This window comes from Micromonospora sp. NPDC048986 (assembly GCF_040649335.1).
Taxonomy (GTDB): Bacteria; Actinomycetota; Actinomycetes; order Mycobacteriales; family Micromonosporaceae; genus Micromonospora; species Micromonospora alfalfae.
In genome coordinates this window covers 123,749-148,268 of sequence record NZ_JBEZFJ010000001.1, presented here as the reverse complement: position 1 = coordinate 148,268, position 24,520 = coordinate 123,749, and the positions used below count along the sequence as shown (strand labels likewise).

16 protein-coding genes are annotated in these 24,520 nt (G+C 67.3%); 9 read left to right on the top strand and 7 right to left on the bottom strand.

Translation table 11 applies throughout. From position 1 onward, the window contains the following. The first annotated feature begins 8 nt into the window (after positions 1-8). The gene (locus AB0B94_RS00725) at positions 9-215 is read left to right on the top strand and encodes a hypothetical protein (protein WP_357266755.1); all 207 of its coding nucleotides are present in this window, start codon (positions 9-11) and stop codon (positions 213-215) included. Between the two features lie 173 nt (positions 216-388). Here the strand turns inward: AB0B94_RS00725 and AB0B94_RS00720 are convergent, their stop codons facing one another. Next, positions 389-1,732, bottom strand: a complete 1,344-nt coding sequence (locus AB0B94_RS00720) for a hypothetical protein (RefSeq protein WP_357266752.1) — start codon at positions 1,730-1,732, stop codon at positions 389-391. 513 nt (positions 1,733-2,245) lie between these two features. Here AB0B94_RS00720 and AB0B94_RS00715 point away from each other — a divergent pair. Then, positions 2,246-3,361 (top strand): hypothetical protein, encoded by a 1,116-nt coding sequence (locus AB0B94_RS00715; protein ID WP_357266749.1) that lies wholly within the window; start codon positions 2,246-2,248, stop codon positions 3,359-3,361. Positions 3,362-3,506: 145 nt separating this feature from the next. Here the strand turns inward: AB0B94_RS00715 and AB0B94_RS00710 are convergent, their stop codons facing one another. Together AB0B94_RS00710 and AB0B94_RS00705 are read right to left on the bottom strand one after the other, a co-directional pair. Continuing rightward, a complete protein-coding gene (locus AB0B94_RS00710) occupies positions 3,507-4,685 on the bottom strand; it encodes an XRE family transcriptional regulator (protein ID WP_357266747.1) in 1,179 nt (392 codons plus the stop codon). Continuing rightward, on the bottom strand, positions 4,678-5,475 hold the full coding sequence (locus AB0B94_RS00705) for a hypothetical protein (RefSeq protein WP_357266744.1): 798 nt from the start codon (positions 5,473-5,475) through the stop codon (positions 4,678-4,680). The genes AB0B94_RS00710 and AB0B94_RS00705 overlap by 8 nt, the downstream gene beginning before the upstream one ends. A 551-nt stretch (positions 5,476-6,026) precedes the next feature. Between AB0B94_RS00705 and AB0B94_RS00700 the strand changes: the two genes are divergently transcribed. From AB0B94_RS00700 to AB0B94_RS00690, 3 genes are all read left to right on the top strand, one after another. Next, positions 6,027-7,760 (top strand): hypothetical protein, encoded by a 1,734-nt coding sequence (locus tag AB0B94_RS00700; protein WP_357266741.1) that lies wholly within the window; start codon positions 6,027-6,029, stop codon positions 7,758-7,760. 312 nt (positions 7,761-8,072) lie between these two features. Further along, the gene (locus tag AB0B94_RS00695; RefSeq protein ID WP_357266738.1) at positions 8,073-8,348 is read left to right on the top strand and encodes a hypothetical protein; all 276 of its coding nucleotides are present in this window, start codon (positions 8,073-8,075) and stop codon (positions 8,346-8,348) included. A gap of 218 nt (positions 8,349-8,566) precedes the next feature. After that, a complete protein-coding gene (locus AB0B94_RS00690; protein ID WP_082171379.1) occupies positions 8,567-9,013 on the top strand; it encodes a very short patch repair endonuclease in 447 nt (148 codons plus the stop codon). Here AB0B94_RS00690 and AB0B94_RS00685 read toward each other — a convergent pair. After that, positions 8,958-10,853, bottom strand: a complete 1,896-nt coding sequence (locus AB0B94_RS00685) for a DNA cytosine methyltransferase (RefSeq protein ID WP_357266734.1) — start codon at positions 10,851-10,853, stop codon at positions 8,958-8,960. The two genes, AB0B94_RS00690 and AB0B94_RS00685, sit on opposite strands and share 56 nt — an antisense overlap. Positions 10,854-11,142: 289 nt before the next feature. Between AB0B94_RS00685 and AB0B94_RS00680 the strand changes: the two genes are divergently transcribed. Genes AB0B94_RS00680 through AB0B94_RS00665 form a run of 4 tightly spaced genes read left to right on the top strand, consistent with a single transcriptional unit; the run spans position 11,143 to position 18,173 of the window. Then, positions 11,143-12,630 (top strand): ATP-binding protein, encoded by a 1,488-nt coding sequence (locus AB0B94_RS00680; RefSeq protein WP_357266731.1) that lies wholly within the window; start codon positions 11,143-11,145, stop codon positions 12,628-12,630. Next, positions 12,620-15,421, top strand: coding sequence for a Z1 domain-containing protein (locus AB0B94_RS00675; protein ID WP_357266728.1), 2,802 nt, complete (start codon positions 12,620-12,622; stop codon positions 15,419-15,421). Before AB0B94_RS00680 ends, AB0B94_RS00675 begins: the two co-directional genes overlap by 11 nt. After that, positions 15,418-16,416 (top strand): PD-(D/E)XK motif protein, encoded by a 999-nt coding sequence (locus AB0B94_RS00670; RefSeq protein WP_357266725.1) that lies wholly within the window; start codon positions 15,418-15,420, stop codon positions 16,414-16,416. Before AB0B94_RS00675 ends, AB0B94_RS00670 begins: the two co-directional genes overlap by 4 nt. Beyond that, on the top strand, positions 16,413-18,173 hold the full coding sequence (locus tag AB0B94_RS00665) for an AIPR family protein (protein WP_357266722.1): 1,761 nt from the start codon (positions 16,413-16,415) through the stop codon (positions 18,171-18,173). Before AB0B94_RS00670 ends, AB0B94_RS00665 begins: the two co-directional genes overlap by 4 nt. A gap of 1,349 nt (positions 18,174-19,522) precedes the next feature. Here AB0B94_RS00665 and AB0B94_RS00660 read toward each other — a convergent pair. From AB0B94_RS00660 to AB0B94_RS00650, 3 genes are all read right to left on the bottom strand, one after another. Then, positions 19,523-20,458, bottom strand: a complete 936-nt coding sequence (locus AB0B94_RS00660) for a replication-relaxation family protein (RefSeq protein WP_357266719.1) — start codon at positions 20,456-20,458, stop codon at positions 19,523-19,525. 616 nt (positions 20,459-21,074) lie between these two features. Then, entirely contained in the window at positions 21,075-22,043 is a 969-nt protein-coding gene (locus AB0B94_RS00655) for a replication-relaxation family protein (RefSeq protein WP_357266716.1), read from the bottom strand. Between the two features lie 413 nt (positions 22,044-22,456). Further along, positions 22,457-23,323, bottom strand: a complete 867-nt coding sequence (locus AB0B94_RS00650) for a hypothetical protein (protein WP_357266714.1) — start codon at positions 23,321-23,323, stop codon at positions 22,457-22,459. Between the last annotated feature and the right edge of the window lie 1,197 nt (positions 23,324-24,520).

Sequence of the window (24,520 nt, the reverse complement as noted above, 5' to 3'; positions counted from 1 at the left end):
ATGTTCAAGTGCTTCTCCCCAAGCTCCAGTTCACCGGCACCCAGATGAGCGTGGTGGTGGCCGCCAGCGGATTCCAGAGTGGTGCCGATGACTGCGCCAAGGCCCACGGCATCGCGTGCGTACGGCTGGTCGACAACGCCTGGATGTACATCTCACGTCACACCGTCACGACGCCCCACCCGCGCTCACCGGCGCGTACACCGGCTACGCGATGACGCCCGACGCCGAGGGAGAGTACGAGTTCACCCCGCTGACCGGCAGCGCCGAGAACAGACGCTCAGCGTTGATCACAACGGCCTAACCTTGTCTGACGGCGCCATTGCCACTTGGCGAGCCGATCCGATCCGCCGGGCTATGACACCGAGCGAACCAGCCGGCGTCCGGGCAATCAGGCCCAGACTCTGGCCTCCCTGGCGAAGCACGGCCAGGGCCGCGTGCCGGCAGCGAACTCGCCGCTGAGCATCGCGGCGACCTGCTGGCTCCAGGTGCGGAGATCGATCAGCTCGAGCATCAGCTCCGCGATCGCGGCGAAGTTCAGGGGTGTCGACCAGAGCCGGTTGCCCGACCGTACGGCGACGTTCAACAACGGCTTCGAGGGGTCCTCGGTGCCGTCGAGACGCTGCAGCCAGGACCCTTCGACACCGGCGTTGGCCAGCGAGTCGATGATCCTGTTCGGGTTCATGCAGACGGCGAAGAACATGCCGTCGGCGATGAGGCTGGCCGCGACCTCGGGTTCGATCGGGTAGATCGCCCAGGGTGGGCGCACGAGAGTACGACCGGCCTGGTCGATGCTCAGCAGCGTCAGCGTGTGCCCAGGGTCGTCGGCGCCGATGCGGCGGCGGACCCGGGCGAGTTCGGCGCTGAACCGAGTCCCGAACTCCTCAGCGGTGTACCGGCCGGCGGCGGTGAACTGACTGGCCGCCACGACCGCGCGGCCGGACGAGACCACGCCTCCGGCGATACCCGTCCGCGCATGCGCCAAGCCGAGGATGTCACGTAGGCCCGCCAAGTCGGTGCGGTAGTCGATGGTGGTGCGCACCGGTGCGTAGCCGCTGGGCAACTCGCCGGTCTCGTCGGCGAGGACCTGCGAGGTGTCGGCCAGCAGCCGCTCCTGGGCAGGAACTCGATACCGCTGGTTGGTCTTGATCTCGCGGAGCCAGGCCCAGCCGTCACGGTCGAGGACGGTGACGTCGCCGACACGGATGACGTTGGTCAGGTCGTGGTGCAGCACGAACTCACGGTTCTCGCGCCACGCGGTCTCGATGACCTCGAGCTCTGCGGCCAGGCCGGTCTTGCCGTACATCGGGCCGGGGGCGTCGGCGCGCGACAGCGCCACGATGATGTTGCGCTGGTAGCCGAAGACTTTCCAGGCGAGTGCGTCCGCGATCGACTTGAGCTGGCGCCAAATCCGCTCGTAGACGTCGCTCTCCAATATCCAGGATTCCCGGTCGGTACGGTCGAGGGATGTGCCAAGTTCGGGTGCGTCAGCGGTGAGGCAGCGGTGCCTATCCAGTCGTTTGATCTGCCGGCTGATCGCGGAACGACGCTGCTCGGTGTCGAGGACCATGCCACGGAGCCGACTCTGGAAGTGGTACAACTCCTCGGCAGAGCGGCAGGCGCGTAATGTCCGGATCAGATCGATCAAGGCGCGCAGGGTCTCCTGGTGCGCCGGATGCGTCAGGATGAGGTCGATCTGATCGCCGTCCGCACGATCCATCAACGTGGCGCGCACCGTGCCTCCTGCACTGCCGACCGGATGGCATTCGCATCATCCGGACAGCTCACCGTATCGGCAAACGAGTTCGCCGCTGCGTAGCGCCGGCGGCACTGTGCCCGCGCCGGAAGCGACCCGCGGCCAGTGACATCACGGCGATGTGCAGAAGAGCGTCGACAGCGGCGAGCCTGTCGCGCCGCTATGGACATCCGGTGCGTTGCGGTGTGGCATCCGCGGTCGTCGCCTCTTCCATAGGCGCTCAGGGAGTCGCGAGCTGTGTCAAGCGCTTCAAGTTGCCCACGCCCTCGGCCGACAGCACGTCGCTACGTCCCTGCTCATCAACCAACGCTGACGAGCCGAGGGATCGGCCAGCCCGAGGGTTGCCGTTTGGTCGTCGTGAGAGGACGTGGTCGCGGCGAGCGGGGCTTCAGACACCGCCCGTGCCCTGCCAATGGTTGCCGGTAAGGGCTACCACAACCGCTGGGGGCACAGCATCACGGAACTGTCGTACCCGGCACTGAGCATGTACCTGTGCCTCTTCTCGCGATGGTCGATGGCGTACGGACGGTCAGCACGTTGCTGTCCGACGAGCAATGGCAGTCGCTACGGACGGACGTTCGAGCGGGCCGGTGTTCCGTGCGGCTGCCGTACTGCGGCGTTGTGGCGTACCTGCGCACGAGCAAGCTCGGTGTGCGGCATTTTGCGCACAGGGCAGCGAGCGACTGCGCGAGCCATTCAGCCGAGACCGGTCAGCACCTTTACGCCAAGAACATCATCGTGCAGGCCGCTCGGGCAGCCGGATGGGACGCCGAACCGGAGGCGCGTGGTGAAGGTTGGGTCGCCGACGTATTGGCCACTGGAGGGATGAGCAAGTTCGCATTCGAAGTCCAGTGGAGCGCGCAGACCCGGGACCAGTTCGAACACCGTCAGCATCGGTATGCCGCCGACCGTGTCCACGGCGTGTGGTTCACCCGGTACGAGCGCAGCGTCCCGCTTCCACGACGCGACCTGCCCGTGTTCCACACCGCCTTCGCTGCCGACAGCGTCACCACGGTCGTCAACGGCACCGCGATGCCGTTGGCCGACGCCGTCATCGGTCTACTCACCGGCCGGATCGGTTTTCGTACCCACGTGGCGACCGGCCAGCCGGCCATCACGCAGGTGTCCTGTTTCGAGTATCCCTGCTATCGGTGCAGTGGTGTCTCGCTGTTCTGGGAGGTCGAACGGGAGGTCATCGATGGACCGTGCGGAACGAGAGCCGAGATCCGCCATGCGTTGATCTGGGCACAGGACCGCCCGGAAGCCCGGCCCGACGTGCGTCGCCGCGTGGCGATGGAGGCGGGTCGTCTGGGCGTGCCGCTCGCCAATCTCGGTTCTCGCTACAGCGCGACCGCCAGAGGTTCCTACACCGCCTTCAGTTGCCCTTCCTGCAACGCCTTGTTTGGAGACTGGTATCTGCGGGAGTACGTGATGGAAGCCCGAGCCGAGGACGCGTTCCTCCTCGTCACGTTTCCAGGCGGCGGCGGCCGGATCGAGCAACCACACTGGTGCCGCGATGCCGGGCAGGGCCAGTGCGTTGACCGTGAACAGGCGGCTGCCCTAACCGGCGGGCCTGATCTCGCCCCAGCGACGCACCGTCATCGATGACCACTCGACCGACGATCGAGTGGCTGGTGACGATCCGCCCGGCGTGCCGTGCTTCGTTCCCGCTGTACTGCAACGGTCGTCGACATCCGATCACCCACGGATCACCACGCGATCGTCGCCGACGCTGTCGCGCGAGATCAATCGTCTACCGCACCAGTTTGAGGACCGGTCGCTGGTCGGCTACGCCCAGCAACATTCTCACCCAGGGCAGCGGCCACGCGAGCTCTTCGGCGAGCGCCTGCATCGTCAGGCCGTTGCCGGTAGCCAGGTCGAAAGCTCGGCTGAGCATAGCCGGCTGCTCACCCGGATAGGCAGCCGCGGGTTCGGCACGGAAGCCTGGCTGATCGGCCAAGAGGTGCAGTCTTTGGTGTGCACGGCTGGAGGCGGAGTCGGACAACAGCCCCAGCTCGCGACATCGGTACAGCAACGACTTGACCGAGACTCCCCACTCGCCTTGAAGCTCGACGAGTTTGCCGAGGTCGGCGCGGCCGGGGAGGGCGGGCAGGATGCTGTTGCGGGGCGTGAGGAACTCGGCCGCGAAGGTGTCGGCTTCACGTTCCTGTTGGATGTCACCGGGCGCGGTGTCGCCATGGAGTACGAGGTGGCCGAGTTCATGGGCGGCACTAAAACGATGGCGGTAGACGTTGTTCGCGCGATTCGGGGTCAAGACCGCAATCGGCCGGGGCAGGCGTGAGGTGGAGAAGGCGTCGACGGTGGTGGCGTCGTCGTCAGCTGGTGGAGTGACGGTGACGATGCCGTGGGCTTCCATCCGACGGACGAGGTGACTGATCGGCCCGTTGCCGAGTTTCCAGTGGCTGCGTAGCGCTTGGGCCGCGGCAGCTGGGTCGCGGGGAAGTTCGGTCCCGGAGTGCACCTCGCCGCCGGCGAAGCCGGGTAGGTCGATCCAGGGAAGCTGGACTCGCTTCTCCAGCGCGTAGGTCAGTTCCCACACCAGTTCGGTGAAGGAGATCGCCTTCGCCCGCTGATATGCCCGCGTCGCTCGCAAGCTGCGGAAGTGAGCCATAGATGCGTCGAGGCGGGCATGGGGGCGGCCTCTGAGGAAGAACGGCGGAGGCACGCTGAGGAATTCGGCGAGTGGCCCGATCAACTCGGGTCGGGGTTTGGTGAGTCCGAGCTCGTACTGTCCGATGGCCGCTGCCGTGACGCCGATCCGGTCGGCGAGTGCTCTCTTGGTCATGGCTGCGAGTTGCCGGGCCTGGGTCAGCCGGCCGGGGTCAAATCCGTCGGCGATGGCGGCGGGTGTTGCCGTCCCACCAGCGGCAACAATCGGTGTGATGAGTCGGAGTTGTTCGTGCTTACGCATTGCCGTTGTTCGCGGTGGGCTTTCCCGACCCCGGCTCCCGCTCAGCCGTCGGCGCCGCTACCGGACGCGAGTGCGTCGGGAAGTCGAGCGCGGGCAGGTCACCCTCGTCGAAGGCCCGCCCCGAGCCGCCAACCTCCGCCAGCCCCGAGAACGCGCCGGTGGAGCCTTCCGGCGTGGCGCCCTTAGCCGCTGGCAGCTCCTCCGGCTGGCCGACAAGCCAGGCGATCGTGCCGTCGGACTGCATGAGGCCCTCACCCCACCAGGACTTCAGCAGGCCGGCATCGGCGTGAGCAACGTAGGGCACGTAGATGATCTTAGTGGCGGGGCTCAGGTGAACAAGTTCGTTGACCACTGCGACCGGGTCGAACTCGAAGTCCTCGCCCAGAAGGCTCAGGAGGTCATCCGGCGGCTGCGCTGCGGAAAGTGCAAGCGACAGGTTCCGGCCGATCTTCGTCGCCAAGCGGGCCTGCTTCACCGGCACGTTCAGGTTGTCGGCGAGCTTGAAGGGCAGCAGCAGCCGCTCCCGGACGACCATCAGGTTGTACGAGGCATTCGGCGGCCGGAACTTGTACGCCCCCTCAAGGCCTACAAGTTGCTCCTCCAGGGACTTGTACGTTGCCGGCCACATGCCGCCGTACGGCTGCTTGGACGGTAGACCTGACATCTCCTGGATCAACACAGCCCGCTGCTGCGCGTGGTGCAGCCCTTCCACAAGGCCACGCCGCACCACCTCAGCGTCCTGCCCGAAGTGTGACCGCGCCCAGGCCGAGACCGGCGATTCCTCGCTCAACTAGCCCTCCAGAGAGACTGACACTTCAGATCCAGTCAGGACTCTAGCGCATCCGCTTTAGTTTTGTGCATGACGTGCCCACCGCGGGGTTCCCTCGCTGCAGCACTCACCGAAGGGCGCTCGTCGGCTGGGGTGAGCGCCCCGGGCCGACGAGGGCTGAAATATCGGCTCACTCCCGAAGGCCGCCACCGACCGGGCGGCGTGCATCAGCGTCCGATGGGCCCCCGGCCACCACCCGTCCGCAGGTGGGTCGGATCCGCGCATATGAGGGCGAGGTCATCGACTACAGCCTCTTGGGCCGCACTGCCCCACTCCCCGGCGGGCCTCCGACGTTGAGATACTTTGCCTCTGTGTTTCCTTCCGGGCCTGCGTTCCGTTTCCCGCCGAGCTGGGTCGATGAGCTGCACGACGCGGTTGGTTGGTGGACCCGTTCTGATGACCAGCCGTGGGGCCGGGCCGGCGCTGTGGCTCTGCCGCTCGCCCTTTCGGAGGTTCGAAGCTGGATCGCCGGGCCGTTCAGCGGTGAGCGGAAGCAACCGTGGAGGTCGGCGATGGAAGACCTCCGCCTTGCCGCCGGCAGGTGCGGCCAGCATCTGCGGACGGAACTGGGCCAAGATCTTCTCGATGTGGACGACCAAGCGCAACGGCTCATCGCGATCGTCTCGCAGAAGGGAAAAGTCGACGGGGCGGTGGGCGGGTGGTTGGCGGGGGCGCCGGCGCCAAGGGCGACGGTAGAGAAGCTGCTGGCCCGGCTCACGGAGCCGGCGATAGCTGTGGCGGCCTGGCGCGACCTGGTGGACGCCTGCCGGACGAGCGGAATCTCCGCCGACGACCTCGGCAGCCGCCGCGACTTGTTCCGTTCACTGCTGTCCAATGCCGAGATCAACCTCCGCATCACCGGGCGGATCCTGGCCGGCGTACTGCACGACAGCGCCGCCTTCGTGACCGAGGCCCGTGTTCATATCGGTGATCTCGATCGGGACGACGTGGCGACGTGGCCAGGTCTTGATGAGGCGGCCGGGTTGGACGAAGCCGCGCGACTCGTACTGTGTGAGCAACTGATCGCTTCGCGTGCGCACGGCGGCCATCACGTCGTATGGCTCGCGTTCGGCCAGGCCCACATCGGCACCTCGTACTTCGCCGTGGGTCCGGTCACCTTCTACTGCGCGCCGATGATGCAGGCCATGATCGGCGTGACCGGGCCAGGAAAGGAGTGGGTGCCTGCCGAGCTCCGTCGCACCGACGGGTGGCTGAGGCTTAAGGACATCCCCAACGACGACGGCCTCGTCTTCGCCCGTGTCGATCTGGGTCATGGGCGCTTCGCTGATCCGATCCGCCGCGCCACGGACCTCGCCCACGCGACCGTTGCGGTCGCGAAGTTCGACACCGGTACCCGCAACTGGACTCCGTGGAGCGGTTACATCCACGCAGTCGATGGTCGTGTTACCGGCATGCCACTTTTTTCTGCACCGAAGCCGGAGCCAGAGGTGGTGCCGCATGAAGATCCGACCGGCGATGTGCTGGAGGATCTCTCCGTCACGCTGGGAGCGCGGCTCTCGCCGGTTCCGGAAGAGTTGCACGAGGTGATCAACCTGGTGCGATGGTGGCAGGAGGCTGGGGAGCAGTCGAACCTACCCCGCGTCGTACTCGACGTACGCGTCGTGGAGTGGGTCGCTTCCCTTGTCGGCGGCGGCAAGTGGTACGAGTTTCTCACATGCACCTGGAAGCAGCAGTGGGTCAGAAGCCGGGTTCGGGCTCACCTATTCGATACGTGTATCGAAGCTGCCGGTGAGCCGCACGCCGTCGCGCCCGAGCACCGCGCTCAGATGACCAGCCTCCGCGGCAAGCTTCAAGTGCACCATGGTCGAGGTGCCTACACCAGTCACCTGGACCACGCCTTGGCGGCCCTGCCCGCCCTCCGATCGATGCACCCGGTTCACACCCGAACCAGTCGCCGGTTGACCACCCTCGCCGACCGGCTGGCAACAACCGCGACACTGGAGGAGTGGTGCAGCCAGTTGGAGCTGGACTGGGCCTTGCAGGTCGATCGCCTCCAGCGGCTGCGGAATGCGCTCGCCCATGGTGGCCCAGCCTCGTCGGATGCCGTGGACACTGTCGCGTCGTTCGGGCGCGATCTGGCACGGGTGACGCTCCGGGTCACCCTGACAGGTCTTCTTGACGGCCGTGGCTCGGTGACCGCCCACGAAGAGATCAAGACTGCGGCCGAGGCCTGGCGCGCCGGCATACCGCTCGCGCCTGACGTCGCCACCGCGTTGTTCGCCTAGCTAGAGACGTGGCTCTGCGTCGGCGGCCCTATGTCGCGCTGGAGCATCTTCAGGCCCACTTCGGCTGGCGGGCTGACGATCGTGAGCCGCAGGTCGCGCAACCTGACCCGCAACGGAGAGCGGGTGGTGATGTCGCCGGGGGCTCGCATCTCGTGTCTGAGATGCCTGCCGGCGTTGGGACCATGCTGGCGTCGCCCACCATGGCGGGGCCGGGGCAGCCATCATCCGTCTGACTCGTACGAGTCCCCCGCCCGCAAACTGTGCTTCGATCAGCTGGGCGAAATACTCGAACGTCTCAGCGTCGATCGGCCGGTGGTTGTGGCCGCCATCGATCGGGCGCACGCGGACTGGTTGCAGCCGCTGGTTGAGCGCGCGTCCTGCGGATTCGACCTCGATGACCTACGTCCGCAGTTTCTGACTATCCATGCGTGGTCGATCAAGGAGATGATGGATTTGGCCGCGGCGATTCTGGCCAAGGCTGAACACGATCCGCCGCCGCCCCTGTGCTGGGGGCCGTCCTCGAATGATGAACAACCCGTGGAGGATCGCGTGGAAGTGGACGGGCAGCAGTCACTGTTCAACTGCTGAGCCTTGGCGAGTCATTAGGCGCTTCTTCCTGGCAGCCCTGCCCGTCGTAGCCTTGGGGAGGTTCTTGGCCGCTTGGATCACCGGGTCGCCAGCAGGACGACGACGACCTGCCGAGAAGTGGCCGTAAGCCGGTCCGGTTGTGGTCTGCCTTGGGAAGGCTTCTTCAGGCTCCATGTGGCGGCCGGGTGGTCGGCCATGCCGATCACTATCCTGGTGGCATGGGGCAGGCGGGCTCTGGTAGCGGCACCGACGCTCGGGGTTGGGTCTCGACCCAGGCCGGCGCACATCTGCGCGGGCGCCGGGTACGCGACACAGGACCAGAGATCGCCCTCCGCAGCGCCGTGCACGCCCTCGGGATGCGTTTCCGGCTACAGCGACAGGTGGTCGGCCGCTGCAAACCCGATCTCGTGTTCATGGGGCGACGGTTGGCAGTGTTCGTTGACGGCTGCTTCTGGCACGGTTGTCCCCAGCACGGACCGCGGGCCTTCCGAGGACCCAATGCGGATCGCTGGCGTCAGAAACTGCGTGACAACCAGGAGCGGGACCGCCGCAATGATGCTGCCCTAGCAGATGCAGGTTGGCGGGTGTTGCGACTGTGGGAGTGTGAGATCAAAGCTGATGTGATGGCTGCGGCCCGACAGGTGCAGCGGGCTTTCCAGAGCTGACGAAGCGCGCGCCGAAGTGGCAGTTGTTGCGAAGTGGGCATGTTCGACAGAGTTGCCTGCTGGGTTCAGTCCGGCAAACGGTAGCTCCCAGTAGTCGCACGGCCGCCATGCGCGATGCTGCGTGCACCCCGGACCCGACCAGCAGCGCAAGGTCGAGCCTGCCGGCGGTGAGCCGGTTCGTCGTGTGTGAGTCGCTGCCGACCACTCGTGCTGCGACACGGGTCGCCGTCTGGTTGGGCACCAAGCGGTCTTCGCCGAGGAGTAGCCGGAATAGGTCTGCCTCGGCTGCCCGCAGTCGGAGTTTGATCTCCAGTTGGTCGGGGTCGTGAGCGACGTCGGGGTCGTCCAGCAGCGGGGCGAGCCGCTCAACGGCGTTACGAAGCCTTGACGTGGTCCTACCGTCAAGAACGCGCTCCAGCAGTTGCCGCGTCAGGAGGGCTGTGTCTCGCAGGGGTTCCAGTGTGGCGCCGAGTCCAGGCTGACCACCGATCATCGCCACCAGCGCCGCCAGGGCCGGTGGGCGACCCTGCGAAGGCAGCAGGTACCAGTGATCGCCCAGACGCTGACGGGTGGCGTGCTGAGCGAGAATCTTGCGGACGGTACTCCACTCGCGGTGCTCGTCGTCTGACGGTTCCTCTTGAGCCATCAGCGCCAGCGCGGCGGCCTCACCGAGCATCGGCGGTACGGCGTTGCCGATCTGCCGGAAGGCGTCACTCCGGGTTCCGGCGAAACGGAAGCTGTCGGGGAACGTCTGGATGCGTGCTGCCTCACGGACGGTGAGGGTGCGGTGCTCCTCCGGGTGGATGTACCAGTAGCCATCCTTGGCGATGTGCGCGGTGATCGACCGACTCCGGTCGTCCCAGTCCAGGCGCTTGTACTTGTCATCAAAGGTGTCGGCGGTGTACCGACGCAGGCTCGGGTCGATAGCCGAGTAGAGGGTCTTCGAGGTCATCAGCGAGAAGACCTGGCGGTCATCGTCGCGCACCGGGCGGGTCATGTGATCAAAAACGACATCGGTCTCGGCGCCGCGGCGCATGCGTAGGGCGAACTTGCTCAGGTCCTTGGACGTGTGCTCCATCCGGCGTCCGCCGGTGCCGAGCTCGAGCCGTGGCAGGTCACCGATGGCCTCCCTCAGGGTGGTGAACTGCTCAACCTCCTGGGGCCAGGCGAACGATCCGCTGTCGCGGCGAGCGAGCAGGATCAGCCGTTGGCGGTGCTGAGGAACCCCGTATCGCCATGCGTCCACAAGTCGCACCTGTGTGCGGTAGCCGTCCTGCTCCAACATCGCGACGATGGTGCGCACCACAAACATCTCATCGCCCAGTGCCATGTCCGGCACGTTCTCCATGAGCACCGCACGGGGGCGGACCTTGAGGACGACGTCGACGAAGGCACGCCACAGTTCCTTGCGGTGGTCCTCGGCGTCGCGCTTGCCGGCATCAACGAGGCTGCGGATCTTACTGCGTCCCGCCCGGCTGAACGGCTGGCAGGGCGGTCCTCCGGCGACGAGGTCGATCTCGGTCCGTCGGAGGAGTCGCACAAGGTCGGCTCGGGCGACCTTGTCTCCGAGGTCGACGTCCAGAGCCAGCCCTGGAAAGTTCGCCCGATGAGTGTCCAGCGCCTTGCGGTCATGGTCCACGGCGGCGGCGACGGTCCAACCTGCATCGGTGAGACCCTGACTCAACCCGCCGGCCCCGGAGAACAGGTCGACAGCAAGACGCCCTCCCGCAGCCAACCTTTGTTCGCACCACTGCGGGAATGACTCCAGGTTGCAGCCGTCCTCGCGGGGGAGGAGTCGAAGGTCGTCGCTCCGCTGCAGCTTCACACCATAGGTGGCCACCCGGACGCCGTCCCCCCATTCGATACCTCACGCAGACTGCGGTCGCACGCGTGTATGAACGACCGGTCAGGCACACTGTACGACGATGATCGCTTTTCGTCACGTCGCAGCGCTGTCCGGGTCGTCCTCGGTGGCGCCCGTCGGTCTGGACACTCTAGGTGGTCCGACCGCCCGCACGCCCGGTGCCCCCAACCTCACCAGGTCGCGGTGATCCCGCCCCGTTCGTGGGGCGGAGAACGTCGGAGAGAGGTCGTATGCTGGCGCCCTGTAACACGAGTGAAGGGCACCGATGACGGTCGAGCCGCGCGCACTGCACGCACCCCCCAACGCCGCTGCTCTGATCGAGTCCCTGCGTGCCCTGGGTTATCACCTACCGGACGCGATTGCCGATCTGGTCGACAACTGTGTGACTGCCGGTGCCCGCTCGGTAAGCGTGGAGTACAACGCTGATCGGGGCACCGGCTGGGTGGCGGTGGTCGACGACGGCAGGGGCATGACCGAGGACCAGCTCCACCGGGCTATGCACCTAGGCGTGGATGGACCTCTGGCGGCGCGCCCACGCGGGGACCTAGGCCGGTTCGGCCTCGGGCTGAAGACCGCCTCGTTCTCGCAGGCCCGCAGGCTCACCGTTCTCACGCGCACGGATGCGGGCACCACGGCTGCCCGCACCTGGGACCTAGGCTTCGTCGCTGAGCGGGGCGACTGGTACGTCCTCGACAGCCTTGATGACGAGGCGCTACGCATAGCAGAGCAACTCGGGATGGCCTCCCCGGGGACGATGGTGCTGTGGCGCGACCTCGACCGTTGTGGTCACGGGAGTCAGCTGACCGACGGCATGGCCCGCGTGCGCGACCACCTGGCAGCGGTGTTTGGTCGCTTCCTGCGCGACGGACGCCTTCGTCTGGCCGTCGGTGGCCAACGGGTGCGGGGTTGGGACCCCTTTCTGACGGCGCACCCAGCGACCCAGGATCTCGGCTCCGCGCTGGTGGAGGGCGGGCTGTCGACCGCTGGCGTGACACCCTACGTCCTGCCGCACCCATCTCGCCTTACCAACGTCGAGACCCTGGCAGCCACCGGCGCGTCGGGCTGGAACTCGCACCAGGGTTTCTACGTCTACCGCAACAACCGTCTCCTTACGCTGGGAGGCTGGCTCGGACTCGCCGGCCTGCGCCGCACGCCGCAATGCCAGCTCGCACGCATAGCGGTCGAGGTCACCAGCGACGACGACCACTACTGGCAGGTAGACATACGCAAGGCCCGGGTCAGCCCGCCACCAGTACTACGGGACCGGCTACGCGAGATCGCAGTGCTCACACGCACGCGCTCGGAGCAGGTCTTCCGCCACCGTGGCACGTCGGTGGTTCCCTCCAGCCGGAGGGACAGCGGTGCACTGACCTTCGTCTGGCAACAGCGCAGCCGGCGGGGCCAGATCGGCTACCAGATCAACCGGGACCATCCAGTTGTCGCAGCTGCGCTGGCAGCCCAGGAAAAGGCGGCTGTAGAGGTGGCCCTACGACTGGTGGAGGAGGCACTGCCCGTCAGTCTGATCGCTACCGAGGTGTCGGCCGCTCCCGACCGCGCGGCGCAGGCACCTCTCGACGGCGCTGGCCAAGACGAGGTGGCCGCACTCTTCCGCGCCGCGGTCGCCGCGCTACCCCACGAACCGCACAGCCGGCAGGCTGTTGTCGCCGCCCTCCGGTCGACCGAGCCGTTCAATCGCTTCCCCGAGGCGCTCGACCGCGCCCTGGACGCCGAAGGAGCAGCAGGTGCTCATTGATCCGTTCACGATGGCCCTCGACGTCGCCGAGAAGCTTTTGCTGAGCCAGCCTCGTACCGATCGGACGATCGAGCGGATCCGCGAGGCGGCCGAGACCGCCGCGAAGCCTGCCAGCGTGATTGGTCCTGTCGATGTTGACCGGCTAGTCGAGGAGTTGGAGTCGCGATTCGACGTGTGGGTACCTCGCCCGGTGGCAGTGACCAGTCCCGACGCCCACCAACCGTGGTACCCGGAGCGCCGGGAGAAGATCTCCTTTGACTACTGGAACCGCTACCGCACCTGGCTCGCGTCCCGTCGGAGCTGGAAACCCCAGCCGGTGGAGGCCCTGGACGAGGCGACCGATGTGATCCTCGACCGCTTGGAGGACCCAGAACGCGCCGGCCCGTGGGCCTTCTACGGGTTGGTCTACGGGCAGGTGCAGTCCGGCAAGACCGCCAACTACACCGGCACCATCTGCAAGGCTGTGGACGCCGGTTACCACGTGGTGATCGTGCTCGCCGGGCGACACGAGAGCCTGCGCACCCAGACCCAGGCACGGCTGGATCTGGAGTTCCTCGGGTTCAACACCAGGGTCACCCGCACCCGGGGTGAGGGTGCGGGACTCGGCGACATCGGCGTGGGCACCCTGGGCCTCCGCCATCCCGTGCAGTGCTTCCCACTGACGACCACTGAGTCGGACTTCAAGAAGGCAGTGGCCCAGAGCACCGCCGTCGACCTGCGCAAGAACCGCGTTCTGATCGTTGTCAAGAAGTACAAGAGCATCTTGGAGAACCTGACTCGCTGGTTGGCCAACTTCAACAAGGACGGCGCCTTGGCCGACCTGCCGCTGTTGCTCATCGACGACGAGGCCGACGACGCGTCGATCGATACGCGCAAGACTCCTGACAAGAAGACGCACAGCGATCCCGAGCACGACCCCACCGCGATTAACGCCGCCATCCGTGACCTGCTTGGTCTGTTCGACAAGAGGGCCTACCTCGCCTATACGGCCACCCCGTTCGGCAACATCTTCATCCCGCACGACACCGACCATCCGGAGCACGGTCCCGATCTGTTTCCGCGCCACTTGGTCCTCGCACTGCGGCCGCCGACGAACTACTGCGGCCCGGAGACCGTCTTCGGGCTCGAGGACGCCACAGCCGACGAGGTTCGTCAGCCCCTACCGATCATCAGCGTCGTCGACGACCACGAAACGTGGATGCCCGACAAGCACAAGGGCGGCCACCGGCCACCGGCCCGGCTGCCTGCCTCACTGGTAAACGCGATCGACGCCTTCGTGCTGGCTACCGCGGTGCGTAAGGTCCGTGCCGCCCGGCAGGGCGGTCGGCCCGACCACAACTCCATGCTCATCCATGTCACCCGGTTCACCGACATTCAGACCGCTGTCGTCAACCAGGTCCGTCAGCACCTCGCGCACATGCGCGACACGTGGGGGGACCACGGCGCGGCCGGTGCGGCGCTGCGACGACGACTGTCCAAGCTTTGGAAGCAGGACTTCGTTCCCGTGCACCTCGACCTCGCCGCCCGCGACAACCTCGGTGACGCTGTGGGCGAGCCGGTGGTCCTCAAGGAGGTGCAGGAGATCCTGCCCGAGGTGCTTGCGGAGGCGGCGGGCAACGTCAAGGCGATCAACGGCACTGCGCAGGACGTACTCGAGTACGGATCCACGCCGGTGACTGTGGTTGCCGTCGGGGGCGACAAACTGTCCCGGGGTCTCACGCTGGAGGGGTTGACGGTCTCCTACTATCTGCGCGCGTCGAAGGCCTATGACACGCTGCTGCAGATGGGCCGCTGGTTCGGCTATCGGCCGGGCTACCTGGACGTCACCCGCCTGTACACGACCCAGGAACTGGTCGACTACTACGTCCACATCACCCGCGCCAACCGCAACCTGATGGACGTGGTCGCCACCGTGGCGGAGAACGGCGACACCCCCAGGGACGTCGGGCTCAAGATCGAAGATGGCTACGGTCAACTCCAGGTCACCGCCGCAGCCAAGCGACGATCTGCCACCACGCTGTCCTTCACCTTCTCCGGTGAGCGACCCGAAACACTCGTTATGCTCTCCGATCCCGTAACCAAGGCAGCCAACAAGACGGTGTTCGACCGGCTGGTCGAGAACACCCTCAACTGTCCCGAGCTTCCGGTTGAACGACGCCCCCGCGGTCAACGAGGCTACTTCCGCTCCGAGGTGCCCGCTGCCGTCGTCAAGGAATTCCTGAACGACTTCCGGGCGTCGCTGCGGAACGTCCAGGCCACCCCGAAGGTCCTCGTCGAGTACATCGAGGCCCAGGAGAGCAAGGGCGAGCTGACCCGGTGGATCGTAGCGATCGTCGCCGGCAAGGCCGACACCACCGACACCATCGACGGCGTCGAGCTGCGGCGTATCACCCGGAAGAACACCACCAACAGCGACCCCGCTAGGTGCAGGGAGCACGAGGTCGGCGTGTTGGTCAGCCCCACCGACGAGGCGATCGGCTTCGACGCCGAGCAGCTCGCCGTCGCGAAGAAACGTACCCAGGCACTCGCCGGAGACCAGACCACGGTGAAACGCCCCAGTGGACAGGTGCTGCGCAGGATGCGGGACCCCGCAGAGGGCCTGCTCGTGGTCTATCGCGTCGACCCGGGTACCAACCAGGACGATGACCTCCTGATTGGGTTCGCGGTTCCGTTCCCGCGGTCCGACAACGCCAAGCGCCTGCAGTACAAGGTCAACAACGTGTTCATCGAGAACCTCGCCAAGAGCCTCCGCGCCGAGGAACTGGGCCAGTCCGAGGACGATCTCGAGTGACCGCACCCACCGTTGACGAGATCGCCCGCCTGTTCGCCCAGATGGAACTCGCGCCCCCCGACCAGCCCGGCGTCCTGCGGCGCCGGCTGCGTGCCGATCTGCGTCATCTCGACATCCACGTCGAGGTCGCGCTGCCCGAACGGACGCGAGCCCTGGTCGTCACCGCCGCTGACGCCGTTGACGACCAGCAGCTACTGAACACCGCCGGGCTCAGGTGCAGCACCCAGGGCGGAACCGTCCGGGTGCAGGCCGAGCCGAACGTCGAGGCCGAGCTGTTCTGCACTCTGGTGGCCGACCTCGTCCACCACGCAGGTACCGCCGCCGTCCAGCCGACAGCGGCGCTGGTACACCGCATTCGGTGCTGGCAGAAGATGCTGGCGGCCGGACTTAACACCGGCCTCTCGGCGCAGGCTCAGCTGGGCCTTTTCGGGGAACTCGTCGCCCTTCGCGAGATCGCCCTGCCCGCTTGGGGGCCAGCGGCCCTGCAGGCGTGGGTGGGGCCGACGGGCGCCCCACAGGACTTCCGGTACGGCCGCGCCGCGCTGGAGGTCAAGTGTGTGTCGTACCGCGATCCGGAACACTGCCGGATCAGCAACGAACGCCAGCTCGACAGCGCCGACATCGACCTCCTGTGCCTGGTACACCAGAGCGTGCGCTCCGGCTTCGACGGGGGCGTCACCCTGCCCGAGATCATCGATTCTGTGCGTGCCGACCCTGCCTTGGCCGGGTATCGGTTGTTGCTGGAGGAACGCCTGATGCACGCCGGTTGGCTCGACGTGCACCGCCACCAGTACGAGCGTGAGCGCTACGGTCTCACGGCGCGACGTTGCTACCGAGTGGTTCCAGGCTTTCCACGCCTGACCTCTCGCGATGTTCCCACCGGGGTCCGCTCGGTGAGCTACTCGGTGGAACTCGACCAGTGCGCCCCGTTCCTCCTCACCGAGCGAGACCTGGCGCAGCTGCTGCGTCAGCACACCCCTGAGGAGGTGCCGTGACTGGTAACACGGACCTTGCGGACTTCGCCGAGGACCTTCGCGTCGAGGTCAACCAGCGGCTGGCCCTCGAGCCTGAGAGCATGAACGGCGACATGTTCGTACGCGTGGTCGGCGAACGGCTGATGGCCGACGGGGCACTAGAGGACCTGCACGTCTGCTACCTGCGGCAGACGGGCCGCCCGTCGCTCGAGGTCGCCGGGTACCACATCGGCCAGGACGGCACCGTTCTCGATCTGGTGACCAGGGCGACCGATCGGGGAGCCACGACAGTCACCAGAAGCCAGGTCGACCAGCTCTTCCGCCGTGCTGCCGCGTTCGCCGAGGCCTGCCGCGACGGCCTGCACCGACGGATGGAGGAGTCCTCACCTGCGTACGACATGGCGCAGAGGATCCACGCCGAGTGGCAACAGCTCCGAAAGGTTCGGATACTGCTCGTCACCGACGGGCGTACCACGCTCGACCGCCTCGACGCGGGCACAGTCGCTGGACTACCAGCCACGTACGACGTCTGGGACATCACCCGGCTGCACCGGCTGGCAACCTCAGGGCGTGTGCAGGAGGAAATCGTCATTGACCTTGAGGCGATGGGCGAGGTGGTGCCGGTACTGGAGTCACCGAAGCAGTCCGATGGTTATCGCTGCCTGCTCGCCGTGCTGCCGGGGCAGCTGCTGGCTGATCTCTACGAACAGCACAGCGGCCGACTGCTGCAGCGCAATGTTCGTGCTTATCTACAGGCGCGCGGACGCGTGAACAAAGAGATCCACACGACCCTCCGCACGGCCCCTGGCCGCTTTCTGGCCTACAACAACGGCATTTCGGCCACCGCCACCGACGTCGCGGTCCGAACGGTCGACGGAGCCACCGTGCTCACACGGCTGCACGACTTGCAGATCGTCAACGGCGGGCAGACCACTGCTTCGCTACACCACGCGGCCACGCTCAAGGCGGACCTGAGCGACGTCCACGTCATGGCGAAGATCACCGTTGTGCCGGCCGACATGCTCGACGAACTGGTGCCGCGTATATCGCGTTACGCCAACTCGCAGAACGCCATCCGGCCCGCCGATTTCGAGGCCAATGGTGCCTTCCACGTAGGTCTCGAACGCGTCTCCCGGGCGGTGTGGGCACCGGCGGTCGGCGGCGCCACCCGCCAGACCCGTTGGTACTACGAACGCGTCCGGGGTCAGTACCAGGTAGAGCGCAGCCGACTGCGCGGCAGAGGCCAGCTGGGTAGGTTCGAGCAGGAGCATCCCCCGGCCCAGCGTTTCGGCAAGACAGACGCTGCCAAGTACGAGATGGCCTACCTACGGCAACCCCACACCGTCAGCCTTGGCGCCGAGAAGTGCTTCCACGAATGGACGCTGCAGTGCCACCTCGACGAGCGAGACGAGCCGAGCGTCCAGTACTTCCAACACCTCATCGCTAAGGGCATCCTCTTCCAACGGATCCGCTCCCGTGTCCTGGGCATGAAGCTGGGGGGTTACCCCGGTCAGACCGCCGCCTACGTCATGGCCCTCATCCTGGAGCGGCTCGGCGGGGGAATCGACCTTGACCTGGTTTGGCGTCTACAAAGCCTGCCCAGTTCGGTGGTCGCCGTGATCCCGAACGCAACCGAGCTCGTCCGCCAGGTCATCATCGATCCGCCCGACTCGGCGAACATCACGGAGTGGTGCAAGAAGGAAGCCTGTTGGTACAGCGTTCAACAGGTTGCTTGGCAACCGCCGCCCGACCTCGCCGGCCTGGCCATGGCACCATAGGCATTCCTCGCCAGTAGGGAATGGGCAAATCCGTAGGGATTAGGAAGTTGCCTCGGCACGTTCGTGCTCGAAGAGCTCCCCTGCCTATCAGCCGACAGGACCGCTATGGAGAGCAACTCTGTCCGCGCCTGAAAGGTTCGTCAACGATCCACCACGAGATGCAGCGGCGGGGCTGTCGCCCGGTCACTGATCCGATGCGCAAGGCCTGCAGCGAGGGTGGACGCCCTGCGACCGATCCTTTCCTGAGCTGCATGCAGAAGAATGGCAGAGGCGCCGCGCAGTGCAGCCCGAAGACCACGCCACCACCCTCGCCCCAGCTCACCCGGCGGGTGAGGGCGGCGGACGCGGCGAGACGGTGTGGCAGGCGGCCCTGAGCAGCACTGCGTCCCAAACAATCGTGCCGAGGGCGGCACCGAGTAGGGCGGCGAGCCGTACGGCACCGAGTCCCATGCCGCTGCCAGCGATCGGGCGAGCAGCAGCTATCCGCCGCCGCGCGTCAGCAGCCAGCGCCGCCTCGACTGCGAGGATCTCAAGGCTCCACGGCTGGGCGCACTCGTGGCCGAATTCCAAACCCGCACGCCGCAAAGCCTGCGCAGCGCGCCCAGCGCGGCGCTTGTTTCGGAGACAGCCGTGTAGTTCTAGGCAGCATTGGCGGCCAAGGCTGGTCGTAGGGGTGTCTGCCGTGATGGGCGGTCTGCCACCGGCCGCACGGGTGCTCTCTGACGGCGGCGACTTATTCTCGCGGGCGGCTGGATACCATCGAGCGCCGCCGCCTGTACGTGCTCCCAGCTGTTGGGCTGACGGTGGTGTAGGAGGCTGAGCTCCCGTGTGGGCAGGAACTGGTAGCGGTCGGCGAGTGTGGCGGCGGCGCGCAGCCAGGGGTGGCCGCCGTGGCGGTCGCCGGCAGTACGGAGTTGTTCGGCCTGAGTGGTCTAGGCCTTGACGTGCCAGTCGAGCAGCGCGGCGCGGGCTTGGTGGGTCAGGTCCGGGTCGTCGCGGTTGGCCACCCAGCCAGGACCGTGTCGACGAGTTCGGGGTCTTGGTCGTTCAGGTCGGAAAGGGTGGCGGGGTACCAGGAGGTGAGCAGCTGCGCGACGGCGGGAGCGTAGAAGAGCTGAGTGACCTCGTCGGCGGCGTCGAGGATGTCGCCGACGAGGTCGATGCGCTCTCGCCGGACGGAGGCTGCGGCTGCCTCGTCGTAGTGACGTTGGGCGCGGGTCTGGGCGGTGACGCGGCCAGCGAGCTGCGACGTCGCGCGGAAGGTGGGCTCGTCGGGAAGCAGCCATACCGGAGCGGCGATGGCGGCCGGCGGGGTCGCCTACGAGCCCCCTCGTGTTCCGCTCCCCTCATTAGGCGGCCCGCTCGTCCAGGGTGGGCTGGTGGTGGGTGGGGTATTGGTCGTCGTGGTGGGTGTCGGTGTAGGGCAGGTCGATGAGGCGGTGACGGCCGGTACGGCCGGGGAGTTGCCAGATCTGGTGGGCGGGGCTGGCGGCGAGTGCGGTGCGTAGTTCGGCGGTGGTGGTGGCGATGGCCGCCTTCGGGTCGGTGCCGGCGATCCGGTGGTGCAGGTTCGCCTCGCGTCGTGCGGAGGGTAGGTGGAACAGCACCGGCCATGCCCAAGTGCTCAGGAGGTAGAGCCGCTCGTATTTGATGATTTTGTCGATGAGGACCTGCAGGTTCTCACCGCTGGTGTCGTACTCGAGGAAGAACGGCACGGACCGTCTGCCCTCGGTCCATATTCCGGCGCCGTCCGGGCGGGGGAAGCCGGTCGCTCCGGCGATGATGATGTTCGGGTCGCCGCCTTCGCGGTAGAGGGTGCCGGGTTCGTGGTAGGCGGACGCGGGCTGCCAGCGGGCCAGCTCGGTGTCGGGGTGGGTGCGGGCGTGGGCGGCGAGGTCGATGAAGACCTGGTTACCGCCGAGCAGGTGCGGCAGGTCCGGTCGGTTGGTCAGAAAGTGTTTGCGGCGGCGTGCCTGATCCCGGCGGCCTCGTGGGAGTCCGCGTTGGGCGTGGACGTGGTCGTAGCCGAGTTGGTCCAGGACGTAGTGGTAGGGGTGGGAGCCTCCGTCGGCTTTGTTGGGCCGGAACCGGTCGACTGCCCGCAGGGCGGTGAGGCGGCGTAGCCGGCGTTGGGTGAAGTCCAGGGATGGGAACAGGGCGGCGGCGATCTGGTCGGTGGTGAGCACGCCGTGGTCGTAGAGCCAGCCCAGGAGCCGGTCGTCGCGGGCGGTGATGCTGGCCTGCAGACGCAGCAGCGGATCCGCGGCCGGTAGGTGTTTACCCATGGGCACAAGCCCTGGGGGAGAGACCCGAGACTGGAGGGTCTGTCTGGAGCGGTCCCAGACTCCTGACAGCGGGGCTGACCTGGGCTGTGAGCGGCCGTGAGGGGTCGGGTTGGGGGTCAGGATCAAGACGGACGGTAGAACGGAGATCGGCACTGACCATTGAAGCGCCGGGCACAACGGGTTGGGCGTGACGGTGCGGTGAGGGTGGGTGTGAGTCGGGCCGGTGACGCTGGTGAGGTTCGCGGTGCGGGGTGATCATCGTTGTTGCTCCAAGGTCAGAGGTGCGAGTGGGTGTGAGGTTGGTGCGCCCCGCGGCCGCCAGCGGGCGGAAGCAGCCGGAGGTCCCCAGGCGCTGTCCGCAAGCCTTGTTGCACATGCCAACCTGCCTGGTCTCGCGCGTGTGACGAACTTCCGGTGACAGTCGCCTGTCGATCGAAGTTGGTCGCAGCGGCTGCGGCCTGCGGTGTGAGAGCCGTCGGCGTTGCCGTTCGGGTTCGAAGCGAACGGCAACCTCCGGTAGTCCTCCTGACAGTGACCGGGTGATCGCTTTGTTGGCCGCCCCGGTCTGCTCCTCGACCGGCCCGGGTGGGCCGGTCGAGGAGCAGCGGTCGGTTGGTCAGGGGCGCGGCGGGTAGTGGTACTCGCCGTCGGCGACGGATTCGTTGTAGGGGCGTTCGGGGTCGTAGATGGGGTGCGGGGCTCGGGGTCGTACCTCCTTGAAGGTCACGGTGTCGGGCGGCCACTGCTCGGGGGTGGGGGGAAGGTCGGTCAGGGCGAGGCGGTGTGTCTCGCCGATCGGCTGCCAGACCGGGTCGGCCGGGTGGCCGCGCTCGGGGTTGCTGGTGACGACGGTGAGGTGCCGCGTGTTGCGGCGCTCGAGGTAGCGGCGTAGGTCCTGCTCGCGCTGCGGGTCGGCGGCGTGGAACAGCAGGGTCGCCAGGCCGGTCTGTTCGGCCAGCCGCCGGTAGGTGTGGACGTGGTCGGCGAGGTCGGCGGGACGGATCTCGCCGGGGTCGGGCTGGTACCAGAACGCGTGGCGGTCGCGGTCGTGGATGTACTCGCCGTGCCAGGCGGCATGTCGGGCCGCGGTGACGTGTCGGCAGGTGCGCGGTGACCACCAGGTGCGTAGGTCACTACCGGGCTTGGTGAGCGCGTGGGTGGCCAGGTCGACGAAGAAGGTGTTGGCCTGCAGCAAGCCGGGCAGCCCCGCGTGTTCGCGGAGCCGGTCGCGGGCCCGGTACGCCTGCGCCGGTGTGACGTCGCGGTCTTCGTCGAGTGGGGTGAGTTGGGCGCCGATTGGGCCGAGGCACCACGAGGTGTCGGCGGTGGCCGCGGCGCGGGTGTTCCAGAGGCGGTCGATCCAGCCGCGTCGGGCGAGGATCGCCAGACGTCGGGTGGCCGACGCCGTGGTGGTAGCGAAGCCGAGTGCGGTGAGCTGCGCGGTGGTCAGGACGCGGTGCTCGGCGAGCATCTCGACGGCCCACCAGTCGCGCAGGCGCATGCGGCCGCTCTCAGCCAGGAGCAGCTCCACCGGGATCGGTCGGGTGGACGGGACAGTGAACTGGGAATGGTAGGTGGTTGACATGACCGGTACCTCCAAGATGCGCCACCCGGATAGAGGGTGGCAGGGACGGATGAAAGCCCGTGTGACCGCGTCGATGCGGCACACCTCGGGCGGATCACGCCCCCGCGGTCGTGCGTCGCAGCGCGTGACAGGGCGTTGCCAGATCGCCGTTCCGTGCCCGGACGGCAGCCCGGGCACGGAGCTGGCTGGTCCGCGCGGCCGGATCACCGGCCGGTTATTCGGTACGGCGAGAATCGGAGCGCGGCTTGTGGCGCCGTCATTAAAGGAACCGCCGTTTGTGTGCTCTGGCGAACGCCTGTCCCACTCACAGCCACTCACAGCCACTCACAACGAGGGGTTTTCTCAGTTGAGGTGATCCGTCCTAGGAGCCCTCACCGGGGGAGGTGACGGTGCCGCGAGAAGAGGGAGCCGACCTACGCGACTGCCGTCGACGTGGCGGTGGTGGTGGAGGGGCGACGGCGGCTGGCGGCGCGCAGACTGGCCCGGCGTTCGGCTTGCGCCGCCAACGCCTCGGCGGCCTGCGGGGACGCCGCGCCGTTCAGCATGCCGTTGGCGAGGGCTTCGGCGAGGCGGGTGTCGATGCGACCCAACCGCATGCGTAGGGCGTCGGTGCTGATGCCCATCCGGGCTGCGATCGGGTCCATGGCCCGCCGTCCCAGTCGCACGTCGATGTAGGGCTGCTCGTCGTCGGCGTCGAGGATCCCCAGGCGCACCGCGCGGCGTACCAGCACGTCCGGATGCCCGTAGGGCACCTGCGGGGTCCGCGGTCCCGTGACGCGCTCCACGTCCTCGACCGGAACGAACTCGCTGGCCTGCTGTCGCAGCGCGTGGCCGGCGCGCCACCCGGCCCGGCACAACGACGCGTACGGCGCCCGGCGGGCCACGGCCACGTGGTTCCGCAGCGCCGCCAGGAAACCCGCGAGGATCTCCGCGCCGATGTCGGCGGGGTCACCGCGGTAGCCGTCAGACAAGCGCCTGGCGTAGCGGCGCAGCGCCGGCATCGCCATGCCGACCGCGGCGATGACCCACTGCGGCCCGTCCAGGCGGGCACGACGGATCAACTCCCGCCACACCGCGTCGCGGGCCGTGTAGGCGCGCGGGTTCGCCAGCAGCCAGTCCCGCAGCGCCGGCAGCGCCACGAAACCCCTTGGCAGGCCGTCATCCGGACCGAACATGTCGAGGTCGAGGGACAGGGGCGCCGGGTCGCTGGTCAGCGCCGCGAACGCGACGTCGACGGCGTCCAGGGGTGCGGCGGGCCAGATCGTGTCGGACACACTCATGATCAGTACTCCTCGGTCAGAGACCATCGAGGGGTCGCCGTCTTTTCGGCGACGCTGGGATGCCGATTACGCCACGACCCACTCACAACCGATCACAGCGCAGGTCAGGCCCGCTTTTGCCCCCACCGGACCGCCGTAGCGCCCCACCCGAACTCCGGGCGTCAGTCCGGCACCTGGCGGGCGACGCGGACGGGCCGCGGTACGGCTGAGCAGGGCTGTGAGCCACCGAGGCGCACCGTGGGCGGCACCCGGACGGCTCAGCGAAGAGGTCACGATCGTCGAGCCGCGCCCACCGCTCACAGTCACTCACAGCGGCTCACAGTCACTCACAGCCGCTGGCCACGCCCGTTTGGTCAGCGAATCTCGTTCGTCATCGGCGGTCGGATCACTCTCGTTGGCACCCGAACCACCTTGGCTGGCGTCGGACTGACAGCGCCGATAACTTCGTGCCGTCGAAGGCGCCGTAGCCATTTCACCGCTGGAGTCGCACCGCCGCTGGTCACTCGCGCTAGGGGTGCTGAGCAGGGCTGTGAGCGTAGGGGCGGGTGCGAGAAGTGTCCGACAGGAGAGTCTCCGGGGCCCTATACCCTCCCACTCACAGCGACTCACAGCCGCTCACACAGACTCACAGCGACTCACAGCGGCTTGGCATCCGCTGCCGGCACGCCCAGTAGGCCAGCGGACGACGCCGGCGTGGCGCGAACCCCGACCAAATGCCGCGTCCTCGTCCCTGGGCGTCATGCCCGGCGCCTCACCCATGTCGACCGCCGAGGTGTGCGCACCAGTGGGAGAACCCTCGGTCCCGGCTGCCTCGCCCGGGAAGCGGGCGATCCGGTGTCAACGAGGGCGGTCGATTGACAGGTTGTCCGTGCGGGCGTTGGCGACCGCATCCGAGAGGACAGGAACGTCGGCATGGGCGCGGTGTCACTTTGTCCGGACACGCGTTCACGAGCGGTCACATGACGTCGAGAAGTGCCGATGGGTATCGTGCGCGCGGCCATGGCCTCAAGGTGGGCACAGCATGTCCTCCGTGCCTGGACCGGTGTCCGTTGACGTCGCGCATGTCATCGATGCTCGTCGTTGACAACTTGTCCGGCGGGTCGCTGATCAGGCCCGGGACAACCCGTCCTCGCGTGTCACCGGCCTGGAGTGACACTGGCGCAGGTTGGCGGAAGTCCGTCCCGTGGCGGCGATGGC